Origin of the sequence: Pseudomonas sp. URIL14HWK12:I12 (assembly GCF_003097135.1) — a bacterium.
Classification (GTDB): Bacteria; Pseudomonadota; Gammaproteobacteria; order Pseudomonadales; family Pseudomonadaceae; genus Aquipseudomonas.
Window position 1 is genome coordinate 38,252 of record NZ_QEQL01000006.1, and the last position, 22,673, is coordinate 60,924.

General features: G+C 61.8%; 21 protein-coding genes. 9 read left to right on the forward strand and 12 right to left on the reverse strand.

Annotated features, from left to right (window positions below):
• The first annotated feature begins 116 nt into the window (after window positions 1-116).
• Together norR and F474_RS17565 are read left to right on the forward strand one after the other, a co-directional pair.
• Window positions 117-1,676, forward strand: a complete 1,560-nt coding sequence (norR, locus tag F474_RS17560; protein WP_097087570.1) for a nitric oxide reductase transcriptional regulator NorR — start codon at window positions 117-119, stop codon at window positions 1,674-1,676.
• A gap of 72 nt (window positions 1,677-1,748) precedes the next feature.
• Window positions 1,749-2,645, forward strand: a complete 897-nt coding sequence (locus F474_RS17565) for a chemotaxis protein (RefSeq protein ID WP_097087569.1) — start codon at window positions 1,749-1,751, stop codon at window positions 2,643-2,645.
• On the opposite strand, the gene F474_RS17570 is transcribed toward F474_RS17565, so the two are convergent.
• The gene (locus tag F474_RS17570) at window positions 2,635-2,904 is read right to left on the reverse strand and encodes a hypothetical protein (RefSeq protein ID WP_097087567.1); all 270 of its coding nucleotides are present in this window, start codon (window positions 2,902-2,904) and stop codon (window positions 2,635-2,637) included. The genes F474_RS17565 and F474_RS17570 overlap by 11 nt on opposite strands.
• A 221-nt stretch (window positions 2,905-3,125) precedes the next feature.
• Between F474_RS17570 and F474_RS17575 the strand changes: the two genes are divergently transcribed.
• The 3 genes from F474_RS17575 to F474_RS17585 all read left to right on the forward strand — a co-directional run bounded on the left by F474_RS17575 (window position 3,126) and on the right by F474_RS17585 (window position 9,165).
• Entirely contained in the window at window positions 3,126-4,286 is a 1,161-nt protein-coding gene (locus F474_RS17575) for an efflux RND transporter periplasmic adaptor subunit (protein WP_097087564.1), read from the forward strand.
• Window positions 4,283-7,348: a multidrug efflux RND transporter permease subunit gene (locus F474_RS17580; RefSeq protein ID WP_097087561.1), complete on the forward strand. Its 3,066-nt coding sequence runs from the start codon at window positions 4,283-4,285 to the stop codon at window positions 7,346-7,348. Before F474_RS17575 ends, F474_RS17580 begins: the two co-directional genes overlap by 4 nt.
• Window positions 7,349-7,623: 275 nt before the next feature.
• Window positions 7,624-9,165 carry a diguanylate cyclase gene (locus F474_RS17585; RefSeq protein ID WP_097087559.1) on the forward strand — a complete coding sequence of 514 codons (1,542 nt, stop codon included), beginning with the start codon at window positions 7,624-7,626 and terminating at the stop codon, window positions 9,163-9,165.
• Window positions 9,166-9,211: 46 nt separating this feature from the next.
• On the opposite strand, the gene F474_RS17590 is transcribed toward F474_RS17585, so the two are convergent.
• On the reverse strand, window positions 9,212-9,667 hold the full coding sequence (locus F474_RS17590) for a PA2169 family four-helix-bundle protein (RefSeq protein WP_097087556.1): 456 nt from the start codon (window positions 9,665-9,667) through the stop codon (window positions 9,212-9,214).
• Here F474_RS17590 and F474_RS22560 point away from each other — a divergent pair.
• The gene (locus F474_RS22560; RefSeq protein ID WP_125483386.1) at window positions 9,666-9,890 is read left to right on the forward strand and encodes a hypothetical protein; all 225 of its coding nucleotides are present in this window, start codon (window positions 9,666-9,668) and stop codon (window positions 9,888-9,890) included. The two genes, F474_RS17590 and F474_RS22560, sit on opposite strands and share 2 nt — an antisense overlap.
• On the forward strand, window positions 9,871-10,110 hold the full coding sequence (locus F474_RS17595) for a DUF3820 family protein (RefSeq protein WP_097087553.1): 240 nt from the start codon (window positions 9,871-9,873) through the stop codon (window positions 10,108-10,110). Before F474_RS22560 ends, F474_RS17595 begins: the two co-directional genes overlap by 20 nt.
• A gap of 19 nt (window positions 10,111-10,129) precedes the next feature.
• On the opposite strand, the gene F474_RS17600 is transcribed toward F474_RS17595, so the two are convergent.
• Genes F474_RS17600 through zwf form a run of 3 tightly spaced genes read right to left on the reverse strand, consistent with a single transcriptional unit; the run spans window position 10,130 to window position 12,977 of the window.
• Complete coding sequence (locus F474_RS17600) at window positions 10,130-10,792, reverse strand: bifunctional 4-hydroxy-2-oxoglutarate aldolase/2-dehydro-3-deoxy-phosphogluconate aldolase (RefSeq protein WP_097087552.1); 663 nt, start codon at window positions 10,790-10,792, stop codon at window positions 10,130-10,132.
• Window positions 10,793-10,810: 18 nt separating this feature from the next.
• Entirely contained in the window at window positions 10,811-11,524 is a 714-nt protein-coding gene (gene pgl, locus F474_RS17605) for a 6-phosphogluconolactonase (RefSeq protein ID WP_097087550.1), read from the reverse strand.
• Window positions 11,511-12,977 (reverse strand): glucose-6-phosphate dehydrogenase, encoded by a 1,467-nt coding sequence (zwf, locus tag F474_RS17610; RefSeq protein ID WP_097087547.1) that lies wholly within the window; start codon window positions 12,975-12,977, stop codon window positions 11,511-11,513. Before zwf ends, pgl begins: the two co-directional genes overlap by 14 nt.
• Window positions 12,978-13,167: 190 nt before the next feature.
• Here zwf and F474_RS17615 point away from each other — a divergent pair, with 190 nt between their 5' ends.
• The gene (locus F474_RS17615; RefSeq protein ID WP_218191668.1) at window positions 13,168-14,022 is read left to right on the forward strand and encodes a MurR/RpiR family transcriptional regulator; all 855 of its coding nucleotides are present in this window, start codon (window positions 13,168-13,170) and stop codon (window positions 14,020-14,022) included.
• Between the two features lie 111 nt (window positions 14,023-14,133).
• The gene (locus tag F474_RS17620; protein ID WP_097087542.1) at window positions 14,134-14,586 is read left to right on the forward strand and encodes an SgcJ/EcaC family oxidoreductase; all 453 of its coding nucleotides are present in this window, start codon (window positions 14,134-14,136) and stop codon (window positions 14,584-14,586) included.
• Between the two features lie 43 nt (window positions 14,587-14,629).
• Here the strand turns inward: F474_RS17620 and F474_RS17625 are convergent, their stop codons facing one another.
• The 7 genes from F474_RS17625 to F474_RS17655 all read right to left on the reverse strand — a co-directional run bounded on the left by F474_RS17625 (window position 14,630) and on the right by F474_RS17655 (window position 22,622).
• Window positions 14,630-15,991, reverse strand: coding sequence for a carbohydrate porin (locus tag F474_RS17625; protein ID WP_256577812.1), 1,362 nt, complete (start codon window positions 15,989-15,991; stop codon window positions 14,630-14,632).
• A 66-nt stretch (window positions 15,992-16,057) separates the two neighbouring features.
• The gene (locus tag F474_RS17630) at window positions 16,058-17,212 is read right to left on the reverse strand and encodes an ABC transporter ATP-binding protein (RefSeq protein ID WP_097087537.1); all 1,155 of its coding nucleotides are present in this window, start codon (window positions 17,210-17,212) and stop codon (window positions 16,058-16,060) included.
• 4 nt (window positions 17,213-17,216) lie between these two features.
• A complete protein-coding gene (locus F474_RS17635) occupies window positions 17,217-18,062 on the reverse strand; it encodes a carbohydrate ABC transporter permease (RefSeq protein ID WP_097087535.1) in 846 nt (281 codons plus the stop codon).
• On the reverse strand, window positions 18,055-18,966 hold the full coding sequence (locus F474_RS17640; protein ID WP_097087532.1) for a carbohydrate ABC transporter permease: 912 nt from the start codon (window positions 18,964-18,966) through the stop codon (window positions 18,055-18,057). Before F474_RS17640 ends, F474_RS17635 begins: the two co-directional genes overlap by 8 nt.
• A 63-nt stretch (window positions 18,967-19,029) precedes the next feature.
• Window positions 19,030-20,304 carry an ABC transporter substrate-binding protein gene (locus F474_RS17645; protein WP_097087530.1) on the reverse strand — a complete coding sequence of 425 codons (1,275 nt, stop codon included), beginning with the start codon at window positions 20,302-20,304 and terminating at the stop codon, window positions 19,030-19,032.
• A gap of 160 nt (window positions 20,305-20,464) precedes the next feature.
• On the reverse strand, window positions 20,465-21,934 hold the full coding sequence (locus tag F474_RS17650) for an ATP-binding protein (protein WP_097087528.1): 1,470 nt from the start codon (window positions 21,932-21,934) through the stop codon (window positions 20,465-20,467).
• Window positions 21,903-22,622: a response regulator gene (locus F474_RS17655; RefSeq protein ID WP_097087527.1), complete on the reverse strand. Its 720-nt coding sequence runs from the start codon at window positions 22,620-22,622 to the stop codon at window positions 21,903-21,905. The genes F474_RS17650 and F474_RS17655 overlap by 32 nt, the downstream gene beginning before the upstream one ends.
• Window positions 22,623-22,673: the final 51 nt, after the last annotated feature.

The following is a 22,673-nucleotide window of genomic DNA, read 5'->3' on the forward strand; positions in this document are numbered from 1 at the left end:
CATGGCTTTACATAACCCATGCCAACCTTCAGCACCCCTATTTCAAAGGATCAGAGCTTTATGTAGTCATAGCGACTACACTGCCGAGGAAGTCTTAAAGACTACAGGCAGTCATAATGACCTCGAACGCACTCCTGACCGCGCTTCTCCCCTTGGTTACCGACCTGGCACGCGACCTGCCCGAGCGTGAACGCTACCGGCGCCTGTTACAGAGCCTGAGGCTGGTACTGCCTTGCGACGCGGCCGCGCTGCTGCGCCTGGACGGTAGCCATCTTCAACCCATGGCGGTAGACGGCCTGAGCATCGATACGCTCGGCCGGCGATTCAAAGTTGCCGACCACCCACGCTTGCAGATTCTGCTCGACTCGCCAGCACCCACTCGCTTTCCCAGCGACAGCCCTTTGCCGGACCCCTACGACGGCCTCATAGAAGGCTTGGGCGACGAGCTGCACGTACACGATTGCATGGGCTGCCCACTCTACATTGACGACCGCCCTTGGGGGTTGCTCACCCTGGATGCCCTGACCGCTGACAGCTTCCCCGCGCATGCCTCAGCGACACTGCAGGCGTTTGCCGCCCTCGCCGCTGCCACCGTACGCGTCGCCGAGCACATTGAGCGGCTGGCGACCCGTGCCGAGCATGAACGTCAGCGCGCCGACAGCTACGTTGCGCAGGCACTGAGCGCCCCGATGATGGGCCAAAGCCTAGCCATGGAACACCTGCGCCAGGAGATCGAAACCGTGGCCAGCACGCACTTGACGGTGCTGGTCACCGGTGAGACGGGCGTTGGCAAGGAACTGGTCGCGCAGGCCCTGCACCGCGGTTCGACACGCGCTGGCCGCCCTTTGGTCAGCCTCAACTGCGCGGCCTTGCCCGATACACTCGTGGAAAGCGAGTTGTTTGGCCACGTGCGCGGTGCCTTCACCGGCGCTACCAACGACCGGCGTGGCAAGTTCGAGCTTGCCGACGGTGGCACCTTGCTGCTCGACGAGGTGGGCGAGTTGCCACTCCCGGTCCAGGCCAAGCTATTGCGCGTATTGCAGAGCGGGCAACTGCAGCGTGTAGGTTCGGACCGGGAGCATCGCGTGGATGTACGAGTGATCGCAGCGACCAACCGCGACCTGGCGGAGCGTACGCGTGCAGGGCTGTTCAGGGATGACCTGTATCATCGCCTGAGCGTTTATCCGATCCGAGTACCCCCCTTGCGCGAGCGAGGCCGCGACGTGTTGCTGCTGGCAGGGTACTTTCTCGAACAGAACCGAGGCCGCCTGGGCCTTGCCGGGTTGCGCCTTTCAAGCGATGCACAAACCGCGCTACTGGACTATCCGTGGCCAGGCAATGTGCGTGAGCTGGAGCATTCGATCAGCCGCGCCGTGCTGCGTGCACGGCCGCGAGACGCCAAGCCGGCCAGCGTAGTGACGTTGACCGGGCAAACACTGGGCCTCGCTGCCTCCGAAAGCATGCCGCAGGCCAACCCTGCCCGCGCTTGCGAACTGCCTATCCACGGGCCAGGGTTGCGAGAGGCCGTGGACGATTTCCAACGCGGCCTGATACAGCGCACGTTGGAGCAGCACCATATGCAATGGGCCAGCACTGCTCGGGCGCTGGGCATAGACCGCGCCAACCTTAACCGGCTGGCACAGCGGCTGAAGATCAAACCAGCCCAGGGCAACTGACGCGCCTAGCGAACCGCTCAAGCCTGGGCGAGCGCAGCCGATAGCCTGCTACCAGATTGGAAGAATGCCCCTATGTCTAGCATCAAGGCCCATGCCGACGCGCTGTCGCTGCTGCTGTTTACCCTGCGAAGCGGAAAACTGATGGCCATCAACTTGCTGAAGGTCAGTGAGATCATCACCTGCCCACCGCTGACGCGGCTGCCCGAGTCGCACCCGTTCGTCAAAGGTGTGGCCACACTGCGCGGAGCGACCTTGTCGGTCATCGACCTCAGCAGGGCCATCGGCGAACGGCCCTTGGCCAACCCCGACGAAGGTTGCCTGATCGTTACCGACGTTAGCCGGTCCCGCCAGGGCCTGCATGTGCAGGCGGTGAGCAGGATCATCCACTGCCTCACCACTGATATTCGCCCACGCCCTTATGCCACCGGCGACCGCTCGTTCATCACCGGGGTCACGGAGGTGGATGGCGCGCTGGTGCAAGTGCTGGACATCGAAAAGGTCATCCACAGCATAGCGCCCGCCGAGATTGCCCCGTCCAAGGAGCAAGCGTTGAGCGCTGAAGAAGCCGGGCTGCTCGCCCAGGCGCGCATCCTGGTGGTGGACGACAGCCAGGTCGCCTTGCAGCAGTCGACCCTCACTTTGCGCAACCTGGGCCTGGAGTGCCGAACCGCGCGCAGTGCAAGGGAGGCGCTGGACGTGCTACTGGAGCTTCAGGGCACCCCGGGGCAGATCAACGTTCTGGTCAGCGACATCGAGATGTCGGAGATGGACGGTTTTGCATTGGCCAGAACCCTGCGCGATACCCCGGACTTTCACGACCTCTATATATTGCTGCACACCTCACTGGACAGCGCCATGAACGCAGAGCGCGCCAAGGCCGCCGGGGCCAATGCTGTGTTGACGAAGTTTTCCTCGCCAGACTTGACCGACTCGCTGGTGCTCGCTGCGCGCACGGTGCTCAAAGGGTAATCAACCACCCGCCCAGCACCACCAGACGTTCGCCCAGCCACTGATTGGCCTGCGCGTGCATCAACACTCCGCCGATTGCGGCCCCCACCGATAACCAGCCCAACGAGGGCAGCCGCTGGCGGGCGGCGACCCAGGCCCCGGCCGCGCCCCCGGCCAGCGCCAGGGAATCATGGAGGCCGCCTGCAGCCGGCAGGTTGCCGAGAACGCTGTACACACACTGCCATACACAGGGTGAAAGGCCAGATACGACATTGATCATCAACGGCTTCCCCGCCACGGAAAGCACTAAGTTTCATGACTCGGTTTTTCGGCAGCTATTAGATGATTCCGATAACTCTGTAGGAAAATGGGTAAATTCTCCCTTAAACGCTTTAGCTTCCCTCGCGGCATGATTCTTCAGCTGTCAGTGATGTCATTTTCACGGCACACTTGGCGCCTGCGCGATGCGCTGCCCCCCCTATCCACCGGTTCGGTTTCTCGATGCGTACCCTGACTCGCTCGATCCTCGCCTGCACCGTCCTTGCCGTGCTGGCCAGCGCTGCGCTCTGGCATAACTCTGCCAACGAAAGCCCGGCCGGCCATCCCGTAAAAGCGGTGCCGGTCAAAGTGGCGACCGTCGAACAGGCCGATATCCCTCGCCGTGTCAGCGGCATCGGCACGGTGCACGCCTTGCAGAGTGTGGTGATCCGCCCACAACTGGACGGCACACTGATGCGGCTTTGGGTCAAGGAAGGCCAGTTCGTGGAAAAGGGCCAGCTACTGGCAACCCTTGACGATCGCGACTGGCGCGCGCAACTGGCACAGGCTCAGGCAGGGCTAGCCCAAACCCGTGCCGAGTTGCGCGCGGCCGAGGCCGACCTGGGCCGGTACAAAGCCTTGAGCAAGGACGACGGTATCTCGCGCCAGCAGCTCGATCAGCAACAAGCCCAGCGCGATCGATTGGCCGCCACCCTGCTCGGCAACCAGGCAGCTGTGCAGGTAGCCACGGTGAAGCTGTCGTTCACCCAGATTCACTCGCCGCTGGCGGGCCGCGTCGGCATCCGCAACGTTGACGTAGGCAACTTTCTGCGCGTCAGCGATGCCCAGGGGCTGTTCAGCGTCACGCAACTGGACCCTATCGCCGTGGAGTTCGCCCTGCCCCAGCAGCAGCTGCCCACCTTGCAAGCCTTGCTGCGCGCCCCAACCCCAGCCCCGGTGCTGGCGTTGCCAAGCGGCGAGCTGGCGGCCAGCACACCGCTTGCCACCGGCTACTTGCAGGTGATCGACAATCAGGTTTCAAGCAGCACAGGCACGCTGCGTGCGAAGGCCGAATTCGCCAACCCCAACCTGGCGCTATGGCCGGGGCAACTGGTCAATATTCAACTGCAAACGCAGGTCTACAAAGGGGCGCTGGTGATTCCCAGCCGAGTTCTGCAACGCGGAATCGACGGCACCTTCGTGTACCGCGTCAGGAACGATCTGGCCGAAGCGGTGCCGGTCAAGGTACTGGACCAGAACAGCGAAGTGATCGTGGTCGAGGGCGTTGCAGCGGGTGACCTGCTGATCAGCGACGGGCAGTCTCGCGTGCGCCCCGGTGCACAGGTGCAAGTGATCGCGGATGAGCCTGCGCCAGACCCTGCTGCGCTGAGCGCGCAGCCGTGAGCCGCTCTCCCTCCGCCTGGTGCATTCGCCATCCGGTCGCCACCCTTCTGCTCAGTGCCGCGCTGGTACTACTGGGCGCCTTGGCATTTGGGCGGCTTGCGCTGGCGCCGCTGCCCGAGGCGGAATTCCCCACGCTGCAGGTCAGCGCCCAGTTGCCCGGCGCCAGCCCGCAAACCATGGCCAGCTCCGTGGCCACGCCGTTGGAGGTGCAGTTCAGCGCCATCCCCGGCATCACCCAGATGACCTCCAACAGCGCATTGGGCTCCACCACCCTGACGCTGATGTTCAACCTCAGCAAGAACATCGATGCAGCCGCACAGGAAGTGCAGGCCGCGATCAACACCGCTGCCGGCAAGCTACCACGCGACCTCCCGAGCCTGCCGACCTGGCGCAAGGTGAACCCGGCCGACAGCCCTGTGCTGATACTGGGCGTCAGCTCACGCAGCCTGACCGGCCCGCAACTGAGCGATGCGGTCGAAAACCTGCTAGCTCGGCAGATCAGCCAGATCGAAGGTGTTGGCCAAGTCAATATCGTCGGCCAGCAACGCCCTGCCATCCGTGTACAAGCCAAGGCCGATCGCCTGGCAAGCCTTGGCCTGACCCTAGCCGACCTGCGCCTGGCCATCCAGGCAACAAGCCTGAACCTGGCCAAGGGTGCGCTCTACGGCGACAGCCGCCTTTCTACCTTCAGTGCCAACGACCAATTGTTCAAGCCAGAAGAGTACGCCGACCTGATTGTGGCCTACCGCGGCGGCGCGGCCATTCGCCTGGCCGATGTTGCCACCGTGAGCGCAGGTGCCGAAAACGACTACGTGCAAGCGTGGTCGGCAGACCAGCCAGGGGTGAACCTGGTCATCTCGCGCCAGCCCGGCGCCAACATCGTCGATACCGTCGAACGCATCCAGGCTGCACTGCCCGCCCTCAGAGCCGGCTTGCCGGCGACCCTGGACATCGAGACGCTCAACGACCGGACCCAGACCATCCGCGCCTCGCTGCATGAAGTCGAGCTTACCCTGGCCATCGCCATTGCCTTGGTGATCGCGGTAATGGCGCTGTTCCTTCGGCAACTGTCGGCCACCTTGATTGTCTGCGCGGTGTTGGGTGTATCGCTGGTGGCGACTTTTGCATTGATGTATGTGATGGGTTTCACCCTGAACAACCTGACGCTTATGGCAATCGTGATTGCCGTCGGTTTCGTGGTGGACGACGCGATCGTGGTGGTGGAGAACATCCATCGCCACCTGGAAGCAGGGGAGTCGCGCCTGGAGGCAGCCCTCAAAGGCAGCGCTGAAATCGGCTTCACCGTGGTATCGATCAGCTTCTCGCTGATCGCCGCCTTCATTCCGTTGCTGTTCATGGGCGGGGTGGTCGGCCGTTTGTTCAAGGAGTTTGCACTGACCGCGACAGGCACCATCCTGGTGTCGGTGCTCGTCTCGCTCACCGTGGCGCCGACGCTCGCAGCGCTGTTCATGAAGGCTCCCAAACCCCATGCGCACGGCAGGCGCGGTGCCAGCGAAAGGCTGCTGGCCGGATACGAGCGGTTGCTCGACAGCGCACTGGGGCATCCGCGTACGCTGCTGACCCTGTTCGCAGCCTCGCTGGTGCTGGCGATGGCCGGCTACCTGTACATCCCCAAGGGTTTCTTCCCGGTTCAGGACACAGGCTTTGTGCTCGGCACCAGTGAGGCGGCGGCCGACATCTCCTACCCCGACATGATGGCCAAGCACCAGGCGTTAGCGCGAATCATCGCCGTCGACCCTGCAGTGCGCACCTGGTCGCACTCGGTGGGCGTCAGTGGCAGCAACCAGACCGTCGCCAACGGTCGCTTCTGGATTTCGCTCAAACCCCGTGAGCAACGCGATGTGTCGGCCAGTGAATTCATTGATCGGATCCGCAGCAAGCTTGCCCAGGTGCCCGGCATCGTGCTCTACCTGCGCGCCGGCCAAGACATCAACCTGGGTTCAGGCCCCAGCCGCAGCCAGTACCAGTACGTGCTCAAGAGCAATGATGGCGCTGCGCTCAACTACTGGGCCGCGCGGCTGACCGATACACTGCGCCAGATGCCCGCATTTCGTGACCTTTCCAACGACCTGCAACTGGGTGCGAACGTGACGCCGATCGACATTGACCGACGCGCGGCCGCCCGTTTCGGCATCACTACCGCCGATGTGGATCAGGCGCTCTACGACGCCTTTGGCCAGCGACAGATCAGCGAATTCCAGACCGACACCAACCAATACAAAGTGATTCTGGAGCTCGACGCAGCCCAGCGTGGCCAGGCGCAAAGCCTGAATTGGTTCTACCTGCGCTCGCCGCTGACCGGCGAGCAGGTGCCACTGGCCGCCCTGGCGCATGTGGGCACACCGCAAAATGGGCCGTTGTCGATTGCACATGACGGTATGTTTCCGGCCGCCAACTTGTCGTTCAACCTGGCGCCCGGCGTGGCGCTGGGCGATGCGGTGGACCAGCTACAGCAGGCGCAGAAACAGATCGGCATGCCGGCAAACGTCACCGGTAGCTTTCAGGGCGCCGCGCAGGCGTTTCGCAGTTCGTTGGCCAGCCAGCCCTGGCTGATCCTGGCGGCCTTGGTGGCGGTGTACATCATCCTGGGCGTGCTCTACGAAAGCCTCGTGCACCCGCTGACGATCATCTCCACCCTGCCTTTAGCGGGCCTGGGGGCCCTCGCACTGCTCTGGCTGAGCGGGCAGAGCTTCACCATCATGGCGTTGATCGGGCTGGTGCTGCTGATCGGTATCGTCAAGAAAAACGGCATATTGCTGATCGACTTTGCCCTCAACGCTCAGCGTGAGGCCAGCCTCACGCCGCACGAGGCGATCCGCCAAGCGTGCCTTGCGCGGGTCCGGCCCATCGTGATGACGACCCTCGCCGCGTTATTGGGGGCGGTGCCGTTGATGCTCGGCTATGGTAGCGGTGCGGAGCTGCGCCAACCGCTGGGCATTGCGGTGGTGGGGGGCCTTATGGTGAGTCAGTTGCTGACGTTGTTCACCACGCCGATCATCTACCTGCAACTTGAGCGCTGGTTTCACCGGCGAGGCCGGTGAGGGGCGAACACCGCGCCTGCTTTCATCAGCGAGCCACCCAGCCAGCGCCAAGGGCGGGTTAACGTTTATTTTCGAACGTACGTTCGCACCAATACGGGGGCCAGGCACGTGTAACGCCCCTGTAACGCGTTAAAAATAAAGGTAAAACCAGGCTTCTGGTGCGCAAAGAAGTTGCCGGTGACCTGAAAGATCGCCGAAACCCGCTGAATGTGCAGCTTGTGAGGGGGCGACGCGCTCCCTATCATACCGCCCCCAACCAACGGCCAGTGCGCCCTATGCCCATTACCACGACCTCGCATAATGCCCGCGCACAGCGGCTACTGGCAGCCGGATGCCTGGCGGGGATCTTGGCAATTGTCGGGTTAGTGGCATTTCTGCTGGCTCGCGAGCATAGCCTTGCGCGAGCATCGGCGGTACGCAACGCAGCTAACATTGCGCAGCTGATAGAGGCTGATGTACAGCGTAACGCCGAGCTCTACGACCTGGCCCTGCAGGGGCTGGCCGAAACCGTGAGTAACCCCGACTTTGCACATATTCCTCCGCGCCTGCGCCACCAGATGCTGTTCGGCCGTGCCATCGCTGCCCCGCTGCGTGGCGACGTACTATGGCTCGATACCCAGGGCAACGTGGTCGCAGACTCGGTAGCCTCGCCACCGCGGCCCGGCAATTTCGGGGCTTGGCCAGGGTTTCAGTACCTGCGCGATCATCCCGGCAATGCCTTGAACATCAGCCCGCCGTTCCGCGACACGCTGGGCGAGCTGGGCTGGTGCATCAGTTTCAGCCGTCGCATCGAGGCCCCGGACGGAACATTCCTGGGCGTTGCCACCGGCGCGTTGCGCTTGGATTACTTCAATCACTTGTTTCGTGACCTGAACATCGGCGTGGACAGCAGCATCAGCCTCATCAGCGATGCTGGTTATATCCTGGCGCGCGAACCCCTCACAGGCAACGATGAAGTGGTGGGGCAGAACTTCAGCCACGCACCGGGCATGCGGCAGTTTCTCGACGGCGGCCGCACAGGCAGTGTCACCCGAATGTCCGGGCTGGACGGCAAGGAGCGCGTGTACACCTATACCCAGGTGGGCAAGCTGCCCATGAGGGTGGTGGTGGGCGTCTCTACCGAGCAGGTATTCGGGCCCTGGCGGCGCACCGCAGCCATGGTGGGCGCAGCCACCGTTGCGCTATGCCTGGGCATCTTCGTGCTTACGCTGCTGCTGCGCCGTGAGCTCAACCGCCGACAGCGCGCCGAGTTGAACCTGGCGAACCTTGCAATGACCGACGGCCTTACCGGGCTTGCGAATCGGCGCCGCCTGGATCAGACACTCGCCGTGGAGTGGCTGCGTGCTCAGCGCAATCGCGACACGGTGGCGTTGCTGATGATCGACGTGGACCACTTCAAGGTGTTCAACGAACGCCATGGCCATCACGGCGGCGACAGCGCGCTGCGAGGTGTTGCCCAGATCATCGGCAACTGCATCCACCGCCCTGCCGACTTGGCGGCCCGTTATGGCGGCGAAGAGTTCGTGGTGGTGCTCGCACAAACCGATCTCTATGGGGCTCTGGTGCTAGCCGAGGCCATTCGCAAGGCTGTGCAAATTCACCCGCCAATGGGGCCTGGGCTTTCCAAAGTAACGGTGAGTATCGGCGTCAGCGCCCTGCGCGCTCGGCCCAGCGTGCCACTGAGCACCTTGCTATGCAGTGCCGACCAGGCGCTTTACCAAGCCAAGGCGCAAGGCCGCAATCGCGTCTGCTCTCATGAGGATGAATTGCTTCAGAACCCGGCCATAAAAAAAGCGCCGGCAGAGCCGGCGCAATGAGGGATCCAGCATGTGCTGGCACGAGCGATGATCGGTAAATCGGTAATCAGCTGGCGCGGGCGATGTTGCGCAAGGCCTTGATTTGGTCGTGGTTACGCTGCACGCCGTGGTACTGGCGCTCCACGATGGAGAACACATTTGCGGGGAGCGGTTCGTCCAGGGCCTCTTTGTAGGCTTTGAGCGCTACGTCTTCACCACGCTCAACTTCATTGAGAATGGCCTCTTCACTTTTACCGGTGACCAGAGATTTCAGGTCTACCCAGCGGCGATGCAGGTCACCGGAGAAGCTAGTTGAATCCTCTGGCGTGCCGCCCAGCAGAGTCACTGCCTCCTGCAGCTCGCCAGCGGCCACTTCGCATTCGATGGCGCGTTTGAGAAACAGGTTCTTGAGCTCAGCATTTTTCACGTCATCAGCGCAGGTTCTAAACCCTTCTTGGCCGTCTTTGCAGGTTTCGATAAGGTGGTTGAGCACTGATACAACGTCTTTGCCAGACTTGGTCATGAAGCTGTCCTCTGATGAGATGATGCTTAACAACTCTGCAGAAGACGTGCCAAGAACTGATCAGCCAAAAAGCTTATTTAAATCATGGATTTGGGAAAACGACTTGAAAGAAGCGTCAGTTGTTCTGCACTACTCCAAAGAAATTGCATTGCAAAATGCAATTCCAAATCCAACATTCGTCGCAGTATTTAAAGTGCCAGATAATGAACCCCGAGATGCTTGAACAGCTTGTAACTCAGCCCATGCCGTTCGGCAAATATAAGGGCAGGTTACTTGCCGACCTCCCCGGCCACTACCTGGCATGGTTCGCTCGAGAAGGCTTTCCAAAGGGCCAGCTGGGTACTTTGCTGGCCCTGATGCACGAGATCGACCACAACGGCCTGAAAAGTTTACTGGACCCTTTGCGCAGGCAAAAAAATGGGGCGCCGACCAAGCGCCCCTAAAAGCCATGAAACAAATTTTTTAGTCCAGCAACGCCAGCGCTTCGCGGCTGCATCGCTCGACCTGCTCCCATTGGCCAGCCTCGATCCAGGCTTTATCCAGCATCCAAGTGCCGCCTACACACATCACGTTCTTAAGGCGCATATAGGTATTGAGGTTGGTGGTGTTGACCCCGCCCGTCGGGCAGAAGCGTACGTCGCCAAAAGGCCCGGCGAACGCTTTGATCGCGCCTATACCACCGCTGATCTCAGCGGGAAACAGCTTGAAACGGCGATAGCCCAGGGCATATCCCATCATGATTTCCGAGGCGGTTGCCACGCCCGGCAGCAAGGGGATCGGGCTGTCGACACCCGCCTCGAGCATGTCCTGAGTGCAACCTGGGGTCACCACGAACTGTGCGCCCACGTCCTCGACAGCCTTGAGCATGTCGCGGTCCAGCACGGTGCCGGCGCCTACCAGCAAATTGGGGCGATGCTCGCGCAGCAGCTTGATAGCCTTCAGGCCATACTGCGAGCGCAGTGTGACCTCCAGCGCAGTCAGCCCGCCGGCGGCCAGTGCGTCGGCCAGCGGCAGAATTTCGCTTTCCGAATTGATCACGATGACCGGCAGGATCCGCGCAGTGGCGGCCAGGGTGTCGATCTGTTTGATCTTGTCCTGCATCAGGGCTTTGCGTTCAGGCGTCATGGCGACTGATCCTTGTTTTCAGGGGCACCAGAAGATGTCCAGTGGAGCGTTCAGGAAAGCGCGAACCGGCATCTGCGCCAGGTCGTCCCCGGCCAGCGCCGTGCGCAGCGTGTCGAGTTTGCCCTGCCCTTGGATGGACAGGATCGGGTAACGCGCACCCGCCAGCAGAGAGCGGGTCATGCTCAGCCGCTGGTGCGGCACACTCGGTGCCAACATGGGCACACAGCGCCGCGGGTTATCTTCGGCCAGCGCCTCGGCAAGGCCAGGGCTTGCAGGGAACAGGGAGGCGGTGTGGCCATCGTCGCCCATGCCCAGCACCAGCACGTCGATCTCGCCGAGTTCAGCCAGGGCGTGGTCCGCCTGGGCTGCGGATTCTTCCTGGCTGTCAGTGGCACGGTAGAGCCCGATGAAGTGCGCCTTGGCCACCGGACCTTGCAGAAGATAGCGTTTGACCAACCCTTCGTTGCTGTCGGCATGGGTGACAGGAACCCAACGCTCATCAGCCAGGGTGATGGTGACTTTGCTCCAGTCCAGCACCAGCCGGGCTAGCGCCTGGAAGAACATCACCGGGCTACGGCCGCCGGACACCACCAACGCTGCGTGGCCGCGCGCCTCGATCCCGTCACGCAGCCGCTCGACCACCCGCTCGGCCAATGACTCGGCCAGCAGCGGTGGGCTTGTGAATTCATGGGCTGCCAGGTGCTTGGGCAGCTTCAGTTCAGATATCGCCATACCAGGATCTCCCGTCGCGGGTAATCAGTGCGATGGAGCTCATCGGCCCCCAGGAGCCCGCCGCATAGGGCTTGGGCACGTCGCCGGAACGTTTCCAACCGGCGATCAACTGGTCGCACCATTTCCACGAGTATTCGATTTCGTCTTTGCGGACGAACAGATTTTGGTTGCCCTGCATCACTTCCAGTAACAGCCGCTCGTACGCGTCAGGGATTCGCGCACTGCGGTAGGCATCGGAGAAATTCAACTGCAGTGGGCCACTGCGAAGTTGCATCCCCTTGTCCAGCCCCTGTTCCTTGGTCATTACCCGCAGAGAAATGCTTTCGTCGGGCTGCAAGCGAATGATCAGTTTGTTGCTGATCTGCATACGCTGCTCCGGGGCGAAGATGTAGTGCGGGGGTTCCTTGAAGTGAATCACGATCTGCGACAGCTTCTGCGGCATGCGTTTGCCGGTACGCAAGTAGAAGGGCACCCCGGCCCAGCGCCAGTTGCGGATGTCGGCACGCAGGGCCACGAAGGTTTCCGTGTCGCTGTGAGGGTTGGAGTTTTCTTCTTCCAGGTAGCCGGGAACGGCACGGCCCTCACTGTAGCCGGCGATGTATTGACCCCGCACCACATGGGTGTGCAGGGCTTCGCCTGTAATCGGCTGCAGGGCCTTGAGCACCTTCACCTTTTCGTCGCGGATAGCGTCGGCGGACAAGTCCGCTGGCGGGTCCATGGCAATCAGGCACAGCAGCTGCACCAGGTGGTTCTGGATCATGTCTCGCAGCTGGCCAGCCTTGTCGAAGTAACCCCAGCGCCCCTCGATGCCTACTTTCTCGGCCACGGTGATTTCCACGTGGGAGATGTAATTCTGGTTCCACTGGGTCTCGAACAGGCTGTTGGCGAAGCGCAGCGCGATCAGGTTCTGAACCGTCTCTTTCCCTAGGTAGTGGTCGATGCGGTAAACGCGGTTCTCGGGAAAGTAACGCGCTACGGCATCATTGACCGTGCGCGAGGATTCCAGGTCATGGCCGATGGGTTTTTCCAGCACAGCACGCGTGCGGTCAGCCAGGCCCACCTTAGCGAGGTTTTCACAAATCGCCCCATACACGGCAGCAGGTGTCGCGAAGTAGGCAATCACGGTGCCGCTGTCGCCGATGCGCTCGGCGAGTGTCACGTAGTCGTCGGCCTTGAGAAAATCCACGTGTACGTATTCAAGCCGCGCCTTGAAGCGCGCAAGAGCAGTTTCTTCGAGCTGCTCGGCTGGCACGAACTCTCGCAGGTGCTCTTCGATCTGCCCCAGGTGATACGCCGCATCGCCCGCCTCTCGTGCCAACGCCAACAGGCGTGTGTTCTCATGCAGCAGCTCCGCACGGTCGAGCTGGAACAGCGCTGGAAACAGCTTGCGCAACGCCAGGTCTCCCATAGCGCCGAACAAGGCAAAGGTGCAAGGCTCAGAAATCGAAATCATGATATGAATTCTTTTATCAAGTTGAACAAGTATTACGGTTTTGCTCGCAAGCCTCAAGGCCAAATGTAGTAATAAAACAACAAAGCGAGCATGCTAACAGAATGCAGTGGTGAACCTGCCTACCCCCCAGTACGATAGACCACCCGCGAAGACAGCCTCACAAACGCCCAAGGAGCCCAGCATGGAGCGAGTGCGTAACCTCCTCGAACAGATCCAGGAACGCCTCGATCACTTGAACAAGGCAGAACGCAAAGTCGCCGAGGTTATCCTGCAAAACCCTCAGCAAGCCACCCGCTACAGCATTGCTGCGCTGGCCCAGGCGGCATCGGTCAGTGAGCCGACGGTCAATCGTTTCTGTCGCTCTTTCAATGTGAGTGGCTATCCCGAGCTCAAGTTGCAACTGGCGCAGAGCCTGGCCAGTGGCGCCGCCTACGTGAGCCGCGCAGTCTCCGCCGATGACGAGCCGGCCGCCTATACGCAAAAAATCTTCGCCAGCGCCATCGCTTCGCTGGACACCGCCTGCCAGCAGATCGACCCGCGCCAGGTGAGCCGCGCGGTGGACATGATGATCCAGGCCAGGCAAATCCACTTCTTTGGCCTGGGCGCCTCTGCGCCCGTGGCACAGGATGCGCTGCACAAGTTTTTTCGTTTCAACCTGCCTGTCAGCGCTCATGCAGACGTTCTGATGCAGCGCATGCTTGCCTCGGTAGCGCACACCGGAGAACTGTTCGTGATCATTTCCTACACCGGTCGCACGCGGGAACTGGTGGAGGTAGCGCGAACGGCCCGAGAAAACGGCGCCTCGGTGCTGGGCCTGACAGCCGCCGGCTCGCCATTGGACCAAGCCTGCAGCGCCAGCGTGAACATTCCCTTGCCAGAAGACACCGACATCTACATGCCCATGACATCGCGAATCATCCAGCTCACGGTGCTCGACGTTCTGGCCACGGGCATGACCCTGCGCCGAGGCTCTGATTTCCAGCCGCACTTGCGCAAGATAAAAGAAAGCCTCAATGCCAGCCGCTACCCCCTGGAGCAGGGCTAGCACTGGCTGCACGGCAGCAGCCGACCAACGTTTCGGCATTGCAGAGTGTTCTGATAGGTAATGCTGGCTTCTATCGCTAACGTGGCCTCCGTTTTTCATCGGAGGTCATACATGAAACGTTCTAGCATCGCGATCGGGTTGGCATTGGCAGGATTCAGTGCCATGGCCCACGCGCAATCCACCACCTGTGCCAGCCTGAGCGATCAGCAGATCCACGCGCTTTTCGACACTTGGAACCAAACCCTGGCAACCCGAGATGCGGGCAAGATGGCTGGCTTGTACGCCCCGGACGCCGTACTGCTGCCCACCCTTTCGAATGAACTGCGTAACGACCGTGCGTCAATCGCGGACTATTTCGAGCACTTCCTGGCCAAAGGGCCCAGCGGCGCCATAGATGAGCGCTTTGTCGTCAGCGGGTGCAACAAGGCAACAGACGTCGGTACTTACACGTTCTCGTTCGCCGATGGCAGCCAGGCCAAGGCGCGCTACAGCTACGTGTACCGCTACCGCGATGGGCAATGGCTGATCAGCCATCATCACTCTTCGGTAATGCCTGAAGGCTGACCTGCCCCGGCATGAGCTGCCGAGACAGGTGCCAGGGCAGTTGTCAGAACTTCGACTGCACCTTCAGGCCCACGACTACAGCGTCGTCAACCTGATCCACACCGCCCGGATGCTTGATGTACTGAACGTTCGGGCGCACGGTCAGCCAGTTGGTGACGTGGAAGCCGTAGTACAGCTCAGCATCGTACTCGGTGTCCTGCACCGGCACGAACGCCGGGTTGTCGTAGTCACCGATGCCGTTGAGGGTATTGATCAGGTCTGCGCGGCGGCGGGCATCGTCGTTGACGTGAATGCGTGCTACGCCAACGCCGATGTCATCCTTCGGCCGGCCATCGAGCAAGCCCTTGTACACCAGGCCTACCTGCTGGTAGTTGTCGATGAAGTTGGTCGCCTTGTCGTGCACCGTGGCGTTGGCGAACACGCTCAAGCCGCGGCTGGCATCGCCGTTGTGCGAAGTGAGCTGCTGCTGCGCAACCACCCACCAGCCGTGCTTGCTGCCGTGGCTCTTGAAGTCACCGCCGGTGACCGCCTGCTGTTGGCCATTGACATCCTCGGAGACATCATCGGCTTTGGCGGTGCTGTAGTAGTAGCCGAGGCGGTATTCGCCCGGCAGGCCATTCACGCGAGGCGACCACACCAGCTCCACGGGGAAGATGGTGCCCTTGGTGCCGCTGCCGTTAAGCTTGAAGCCGTTGCCGGTTTCCAGGTTCGACGGGTTCTGGTTGAAGGCACCCACCTGGGCATAAAGCTCGGGGTTGAAGTTCCACTTCACCCGCGCAGCCCACTGGCTCACTGGCCAGTTGTACCAGATGCCGCCGACCCAGTTGCCCACTTGCGAACCGCAGAACGCCAAGTTCTGGAAATCGCACGGGAAGCTGTTGAAGTCTTCACCCGGCCCGAAGCGGCCGACCTTCACGTCGAGCTTGTCGTCCAGGTAGCGCTGGCGGTACCACATTTGGGTCAGGCGCCAGGTCTGGCCACGGCCCCAGACTTCCTGCGGCGAGCTGAACATACCTGCTCGCGGGTCGCTGATGCGGTCGTTGCCAACGTTGCGCCCACTACGCTCGGTCACAGTGAACCGGAAGTCCGCGCCTTGCCAGCCCAGAATCTTCTCAAGGTCCATTTTCACGCCCAGTGCGAACTGGTCACTGTAGCGCGCAGTGGTGTCGTGGTCGTAGCCGCCCTTGACGTTACTGGCCGCTTCGCCGACGTACTCAAGGGTAAAGTCGTAGCCCTTGTCGTACAGGTCCTTGCGCAGCCCGCCCCAATCGCCCGTGGCGTATTGCGAGGCATCGAACTGGCCGAATTCGCCGGCAGCCTGAGCACTGACCGCCAGGCTCATGGCGCCAAGCACGAACAGGCTGCGAGCCACGCGTGTGTGTTTGGCAGATGTGTGATTACGCATGTTCATCCCTTGATCACCCTCATTATTGTTTGCGTTTATTGTTGTTATCGCCGGGCGTACCGCCCCTCACCGCCCTTTGAACTGCGCGATGTTGCCGGCCGATGGTTCAGCCGGTGTGTTGCTCTGGATGGCCAGGCGTTCGCCGCTCTTGGCGTCGAACAGCAGGGCCTTGCCGGCATCGAAACCGACCACCATGGCAGCGCCCACGGCAGGCGCCTGGTCGGGTGCGACACGGCAGCACACTTTGGTGCCGTTGATGGTGACGAACACCAAAGTGTCGGGGCCGGTGGGCTCGGTCACGTCCACCTTGGCCGGGAGCCGCACGGTCGTGCCCTCCACGGCCAACGCCAGTTGCTCGGGGCGCAGGCCCAGGATCAGCTCGCGGCCTGTCAGGTCATGATCGCTGTTGCCCAGGGCCAGGTTCAGCTGGCCCTGGCCGCTGTCCAGCGGCGCAACCCACTGCCCGCCTTCACGCACAGGCTTGACCGGAATGAAGTTCATTGGAGGTGAACCAATGAAGCTGGCCACGAACAGGTTGGCCGGCTCGTTGTAGATCTCGCTGGGCGTTCCGAACTGTTGGATGATGCCGTCCTTCATCACCGCGACTTTGTCACCCAGCGTCATGGCCTCGATCTGGTCGTGGGTCACGTACACCGTAGTGGTCTTCAGGCGCTGGTGCATCAGCTTCATTTCGGTGCGCATTTCAACGCGCAACTTGGCGTCCAGGTTCGACAGAGGTTCGTCGAACAGGTAGATCTTAGGCCGGCGTGCCAGGGCCCGGCCCATCGCCACGCGCTGTTGTTGCCCCCCGGACAGCTGGCTGGGCTTGCGACCAAGCAGGTGTTCGATCTGCAGCAGCTTGGCGACCCGTGCGACTTCCTGGTCGATTTCAGTGGCCGGGATCTTGCGGATCTTGAGGCCGAACTCGATGTTCTGGCGCACGGTCATGGTCGGGTACAGCGCGTAGGACTGAAACACCATGGCGATGTCGCGGTCCTTGGGGCTCATGCGGCTGATATCGGCCCCGTCGACCAGAATTTCGCCGCCGGTGATGTTCTCCAGGCCGGCGATGCAGTTCATCAGGGTCGACTTACCGCAGCCAGAGGGGCCGACCAGAATCAGGAACTCTCCCGAGTCGATACTCAGTTGAATGTTCTTCAGGGTGTCCGGCAGCCCGCTGCCGTAGGACTTGTTGACGTTGCGCAGTTCAAGCGTTGCCATTGCGTTACCCCTTTACCGCGCCGGCAGTCAGCCCGCGCAGGAAATACTTGCCCGCCAGCACATACACCAGCAGGGTCGGCAGCCCGGCGATCATCGCCGCGGCCATGTCTACGTTGTATTCCTTGACCCCCGTGCTGGTATTGACCAGGTTGTTCAGCGCCACGGTGATCGGCTGTGCATCACCACTGGCGAACACCACGCCGAAAAGGAAGTCGTTCCAGATCTGGGTGAACTGCCAGATCACGCAGACCATGATGGTCGGCACCGACATCGGCAGCAGGATCTTGCCAAAGATGGTGAAGAACCCTGCGCCATCGAGCCGCGCCGCCTTGACCAGTGCCTCGGGTACGGCGACGTAGAAGTTGCGGAAGAACAGCGTGGTGAAGGCGATGCCATACACAACGTGCATGATCACCAGGCCCGCCGTAGTGTTGGCCAGCCCCATCTTGCCGAGGGTGAAAGAGGCCGGCAGCAGCACGGTTTGAAACGGCAGAAAGCAGCCGAACAGCAGTAGCCCGAAGAACAACTGCGAGCCGCGAAAGCGCCACATCGACAGTACATACCCGTTGAGCGCGCCGACGGCCGTGGAGATCAGCACCGCTGGCACCGCGAAGCGCACCGAGTTCCAGAAGTAGCCATGCACCGAGGCCCAGGCTTTTTCCCAACCGATGGTCGTGAAGGCGGCCGGTAGGCTCAGCAGGTTCCCGGTGCTGATATCGTCAGGCGTCTTGAAGCTGGTGAGCAGCATTACCGCCAGCGGCACCAGATAGACCAGGCATGCCAGGATCAGAATTGCGTAGATCAACACGCGGCTGGGGGTCAGCGCCGGCTTGAGTGCTGTGCTAGTCATGGCGCTTGCCTCGCAATTCCGAATACAGGTAAGGCACCAGGATTGCCAGGATCGCCGCCAGCATCAGCATGGCGCTCGCCGACCCCATGCCCATCTGCCCACGGCTGAAGGTGAACGAGTACATGAACACCGCCGGCAGGTCAGAGGAATAGCCCGGGCCGCCTGCGGTCATGGCCATGACCAGGTCGAAACTCTTGATCGCGATGTGGGCAAGGATCATGAAGGCACTGAAGAACACCGGGCGCAGGCTAGGCAGCACGATCTTGAGGTAGATGGTCGGCAGGCTTGCGCCGTCGACCTGTGCAGCCTTGATGATCGAGCTGTCGACGCCGCGCAGCCCTGCCAGGAACATCGCCATGACGAAGCCGGACGCCTGCCATACCGCCGCGATCACCACACAGTAGATCACCCGGTCCTGGTTGATCAGCCAGTCGAAGGTGAAGCCGGTCCAGCCCCAGTCACGCAGGAGCTTGTCCAGGCCCATGCCGGGGTTGAGCAGCCATTTCCAGGCAGTGCCGGTGACGATCATCGACAGCGCCATTGGATACAGATACACGGTGCGGATGAAGCCTTCACGGCGAATGCGCTGGTCCAGCAGCACTGCCAGCAGCACCCCCACTACCAGGCTGACCAGAATGAACAGGCCACCGAACACCAGCAGGTTCTTGCTCGCCACCCACCAGCGGTCGTTGTCCCACAGGCGCATGTACTGGGCAAGCCCGACGAACTTGTAGCTGGGCATGAAACTTGAATTGGTGAACGACAGCAGGAACGTCCACCCGATGTAGGCGTAGAAACCCACCAGCACCACAACCATGCTCGGCGCCAGCACCAGCTTGGGAAGCCAAGCCTGCAGGCGGTCAAGCACGGGCGTTGCCTTGGGCAATGCAGCGACGGAACTCATCGGCACTTACTCATGAAGGTGTGTACCGCCCGGCGCGCAGCACCGGGCGGGAAAGCCAGGCGCTTACTGCGCCGCCTTGATCGCGGCGCCCAGTTGCTGGGCAGCCTTGGCCGGGTCGGCGTTCTTGTCGCTGATGAACGCATTCACCGTGTCGAACACCGCACCCTGCACGGCCAGGTTGGTGGCCATGTTATGGGCCATGCTCGGCTGGGCACCGTCGCCTTTGCTGGCTTCGGCGAAGTCTTTGGCCGAGGCCTGGGCGCACTCGTCAAATTGCTTCATGTCGATGTCGTTGCGCACGGGGATCGAGCCCTTGTTCTGGTTGAACACGGTCTGGAAGTGAGTGCCCAAGGCGATCTTGGCAACATCTTTCTGCGCTGCCACGGTGCCCTCGTCCTTGACCTTGAACATGGCCAGGGAGTCGACGTTGTAGGTGTAGCTGCCAGCAGTACCTGGGAACGGTACGCACTGGTAGTCTTTACCGGCGACTTTCCTGGCGCTGGTCCACTCGCTCTTGGCCCAGTCGCCCATGGCTTGCATGCCGGCCTTGCCCTGGATCACCTGGGCAGTGGCCTGGTTCCAGTCCTGAGGGCCGCGGTTAGGGTCCATGTAGGTAGTGAGCTTTTTAAGCGCGGCGAAGGATTTCGCCATCTCGGCACCGGTGAGGGTTTTCTGGTCGAGCTCGACGAAGGCCTTGTGATAGCCCTCAGGGCCCATTACCGCCAGCACGATGTCTTCGAACACCGTGGAGTTCTGCCAAGGCTGGTCACCGTGGGCGATCGGGATGATGCCTGCGGCCTTGAGCTTGTCAGCGGCGGCGAACAGTTCGTCGAGGGTGGTCGGCGCCTTGGCAATGCCAGCCTTCTTGAAGGCTTCGGGGTTGATCCACAGCCAGTTCACGCGGTGAATGTTGAACGGCACCGCTACGTAATGGCCATCGTACTGAACGATCTTGGCGACGGTCGGCGACAGCAGCTTGTCCCAGCCCTCGCTCTTGGCGACGTCGTCCAGGCCGTCTTCGGTCAGCAGGCCCAGTTGGCCCCAGTCCTGAATGTCCGGGCCCTTGATCTGGGCGGCACCTGGTGGGTTACCCGACACGGCGCGGGTCTTGAGGACGGTCATCGCCGCCGCGCCACCGCCACCGGCCACCGCGTTGTCTTTCCAGGTGAAGCCATCGGCCTTGACCTGGTTACGCAACACGTCCATCGCAGCGCTTTCGCCCGCGCTGGTCCACCAGTGAGTGACTTCGATCGTACCTTTGGAATCGGCTGCCAGAGCGGCAAGGGGGAACAACGAGGCAAGGGAAATTACCGCAGCCAAACGGGTGGTGGCTTTCATAACGAATCCTTTTGTTGTTTTTATCAACAGCGAGCTTCAAGGCTCGCGCTGATCGGGAGTGTAAACAGGGCATGCAAGCCCATGCGTAACGAAGGGCTGTGAAAATGTCACTACATAGTGACATTCGTGAGCGGCTGGGCGGGGGCCCTTCTGCGGTCGATCAAACGTCCAGGCCTTCACGCCGCGGTAGCGTCAGGGTGACTCGCAAGCCGCCCTCTGGCAGGTTCTGCAGAGTGACTTCTCCCCCGTGGCTGTGGGCAATGTTTCGGGCGATACCCAGCCCAAGCCCGTAACCTTGCTGATGGCCTGCCAGGCGGAAGTGAGGTTCGAAGACTTTTTCCAGGCGCTGCTGAGGCACGCCAGGGCCTTCATCATCCACGTGAAGTACAAAACGCTCTGCGTTGTCTTCGATGTGAAGATGGGCGCGATGGCCGTATTTGAGCGCGTTGTCGATCAGGTTGCCCATGCAGCGGCGCAGCGCCAACGACTTTCCTGGGTAGGGCTTGCGCGCCTGGCCAGCGAGGGTGACGCGGCCATCGCCCTCCGGCGCCAGGTAGGGCTCTATTACGCATAGCAAGCTGCGGTTAAGGTCCACCGGCTCGATATTCTCGTGGATGTCGGTGTCCTTGACGCACTGCAAAGCCCCTTTGACCAGCAGGTCAAGCTCATCCAGGTCTCGTGTGAACTTCTCCTGCAGAGCTTCGTCTTCCAGCAACTCGACCCGCAGCCGCAAGCGGGTGATGGGTGTGCGCAAGTCGTGGGAGATAGCGCTGAACAGCTGGCTGCGCTCGGTGAGGTAACGGCTGATACGTTGGCGCATGGTATTGAGCGCTCGGCTCACTTCGACGACTTCGCTACCGCCGCCGGCCTCCTCCAGCATCGCAGCGTCGTCACCGAGCGACAGGTCGCGCGCCGCGCGCGCCAGGCGCTTGAGCGGCCGGCTCTGCCAGTGCACCAGCACGCCAGTGAACAACAGCAGAAACGCCCCGGTCAGCACGATGAACCAAAGCTGGGGCGTAGGGATATGCTCTTGCTCCAGGCTGGTGTAGGGCTCGGGCAGCAGGGAGGCGATGAACAACCATTCACCCTCGCTCAGGCGGATCTGCGTCACCAGCACCGGTGGGTTGAGCGGCTCCAGGGTCAGCGCGTAATAGGCCCAGGACCGTGGCAATTCATCGAGCTTGAGCCCGCTGTTGAACAACCGCAGGTCGTCGGGGCTGACGAATGCCACCGAAATCTCCATCCCATTGCCCAACTGCGCGCGCAGGCCCTCGTTGACCGCGTCGATGACCAGCTGGCTGCGCGAGGTGAGCGGCCGTGTCTGCATCTGCAACGCCCGGTCGTTGAGCGAAGTGAAGAAGCGTGTGCCCCCCATGCTGCGCAGCTGGTCGAGCACCAGCGGCCGATAGGCAACCGGCAACGAGCGAAAGTAACTGACGCTGGCAGCCATCGAGTGCGCCAGGCTGCGAGCGCTGGCCTGCAGGCCTTCCTCTTCGCTGGTACGCAATTGGGACAACCACACCGCGCTGGAGAGTGCCTGGGCAAGCAACACCGCCAGCAACGACAGCAGCAGCATGCGCCCCAGCAGCGAGCGCGGTTTAAACAGGCGCAACCTGGGCCGCCAGCACATAGCCACTGCCGCGAACGGTGCGAATCAGCCGAGGCGGTTTTTCGGTGTCGCGCAGCCGCTGGCGCAGCCGGCTGACGGCCATGTCGACGATCCGGTCCAGCGGCATCGGCTCGCGCCCGCGTGTGGCGTTGCCAATGGTGTCGCGGTCGAGGATCTGCTGCGGGTGATCGAGAAACAGCTTGAGCAAGGCAAAGTCAGCGCCTGAAAGCAGCACTTCTTCGCCGTCTGCATGGAACAACCGGTGGCTGACGGTATCGAGCCGCCAGTCTTCGAAACTCAGCACATCACCCGAGCGCTCCTGGCCGAACTGCGCGCGGCGCAGCAGCGCCTTGATCCGCGCCTGCAGCTCGCGAGGGCTGAAGGGTTTGCCCAAGTAGTCGTCTGCACCCAGCTCCAAACCCACGATGCGGTCAGCCTCGTCGGAGCTGGCGGTGAGCATGATGATCGGCACATGGGGCTGGCGTGGGTGCTGGCGCACCCACCTGCACAGGCTGAAACCGTCTTCGTCGGGCAGCATGACGTCGAGGATCACCAGGTCTGGCAGGGAAGCATCGTAGGAGGAGCGAAAACGCTCGCCGTCGGCGGCCGCCTGGACGGTGAAGCCGGCACGGCCCAGGTAGGTTTGCAGTAACTCGCGAATGTCCTGGTCGTCATCGACCAGCAATATGGTTTTGCCCGCAGTGGTCAAGGGTCACCTGCATAGGGTCAGGGGTCAGCGACCGGTGGTGTCGTGGACGCA

Bases quoted from the DNA above. Each gene is read 5' to 3' on its own strand.
- F474_RS17565 (WP_097087569.1), top strand. From the start codon at position 1,749: ATGTCTAGCATCAAGGCCCATGCCGACGCGCTGTCGCTGCTGCTGTTT.
- F474_RS17595 (WP_097087553.1), top strand. From the start codon at position 9,871: ATGAACCCCGAGATGCTTGAACAGCTTGTAACTCAGCCCATGCCGTTC.
- F474_RS17570 (WP_097087567.1), bottom strand. From the start codon at position 2,904: ATGATCAATGTCGTATCTGGCCTTTCACCCTGTGTATGGCAGTGTGTG.
- pgl (WP_097087550.1), bottom strand. From the start codon at position 11,524: ATGGCGATATCTGAACTGAAGCTGCCCAAGCACCTGGCAGCCCATGAA.
- F474_RS17640 (WP_097087532.1), bottom strand. From the start codon at position 18,966: ATGAGTTCCGTCGCTGCATTGCCCAAGGCAACGCCCGTGCTTGACCGC.
- F474_RS17575 (WP_097087564.1), top strand. From the start codon at position 3,126: ATGCGTACCCTGACTCGCTCGATCCTCGCCTGCACCGTCCTTGCCGTG.
- F474_RS17620 (WP_097087542.1), top strand. From the start codon at position 14,134: ATGAAACGTTCTAGCATCGCGATCGGGTTGGCATTGGCAGGATTCAGT.
- F474_RS17645 (WP_097087530.1), bottom strand. From the start codon at position 20,304: ATGAAAGCCACCACCCGTTTGGCTGCGGTAATTTCCCTTGCCTCGTTG.
- F474_RS17600 (WP_097087552.1), bottom strand. From the start codon at position 10,792: ATGACGCCTGAACGCAAAGCCCTGATGCAGGACAAGATCAAACAGATC.
- F474_RS17635 (WP_097087535.1), bottom strand. From the start codon at position 18,062: ATGACTAGCACAGCACTCAAGCCGGCGCTGACCCCCAGCCGCGTGTTG.
- norR (WP_097087570.1), top strand. From the start codon at position 117: ATGACCTCGAACGCACTCCTGACCGCGCTTCTCCCCTTGGTTACCGAC.
- F474_RS17585 (WP_097087559.1), top strand. From the start codon at position 7,624: ATGCCCATTACCACGACCTCGCATAATGCCCGCGCACAGCGGCTACTG.
- zwf (WP_097087547.1), bottom strand. From the start codon at position 12,977: ATGATTTCGATTTCTGAGCCTTGCACCTTTGCCTTGTTCGGCGCTATG.
- F474_RS17625 (WP_256577812.1), bottom strand. From the start codon at position 15,991: ATGCGTAATCACACATCTGCCAAACACACACGCGTGGCTCGCAGCCTG.
- F474_RS22560 (WP_125483386.1), top strand. From the start codon at position 9,666: ATGAAGCTGTCCTCTGATGAGATGATGCTTAACAACTCTGCAGAAGAC.
- F474_RS17650 (WP_097087528.1), bottom strand. From the start codon at position 21,934: ATGTGCTGGCGGCCCAGGTTGCGCCTGTTTAAACCGCGCTCGCTGCTG.
- F474_RS17630 (WP_097087537.1), bottom strand. From the start codon at position 17,212: ATGGCAACGCTTGAACTGCGCAACGTCAACAAGTCCTACGGCAGCGGG.
- F474_RS17590 (WP_097087556.1), bottom strand. From the start codon at position 9,667: ATGACCAAGTCTGGCAAAGACGTTGTATCAGTGCTCAACCACCTTATC.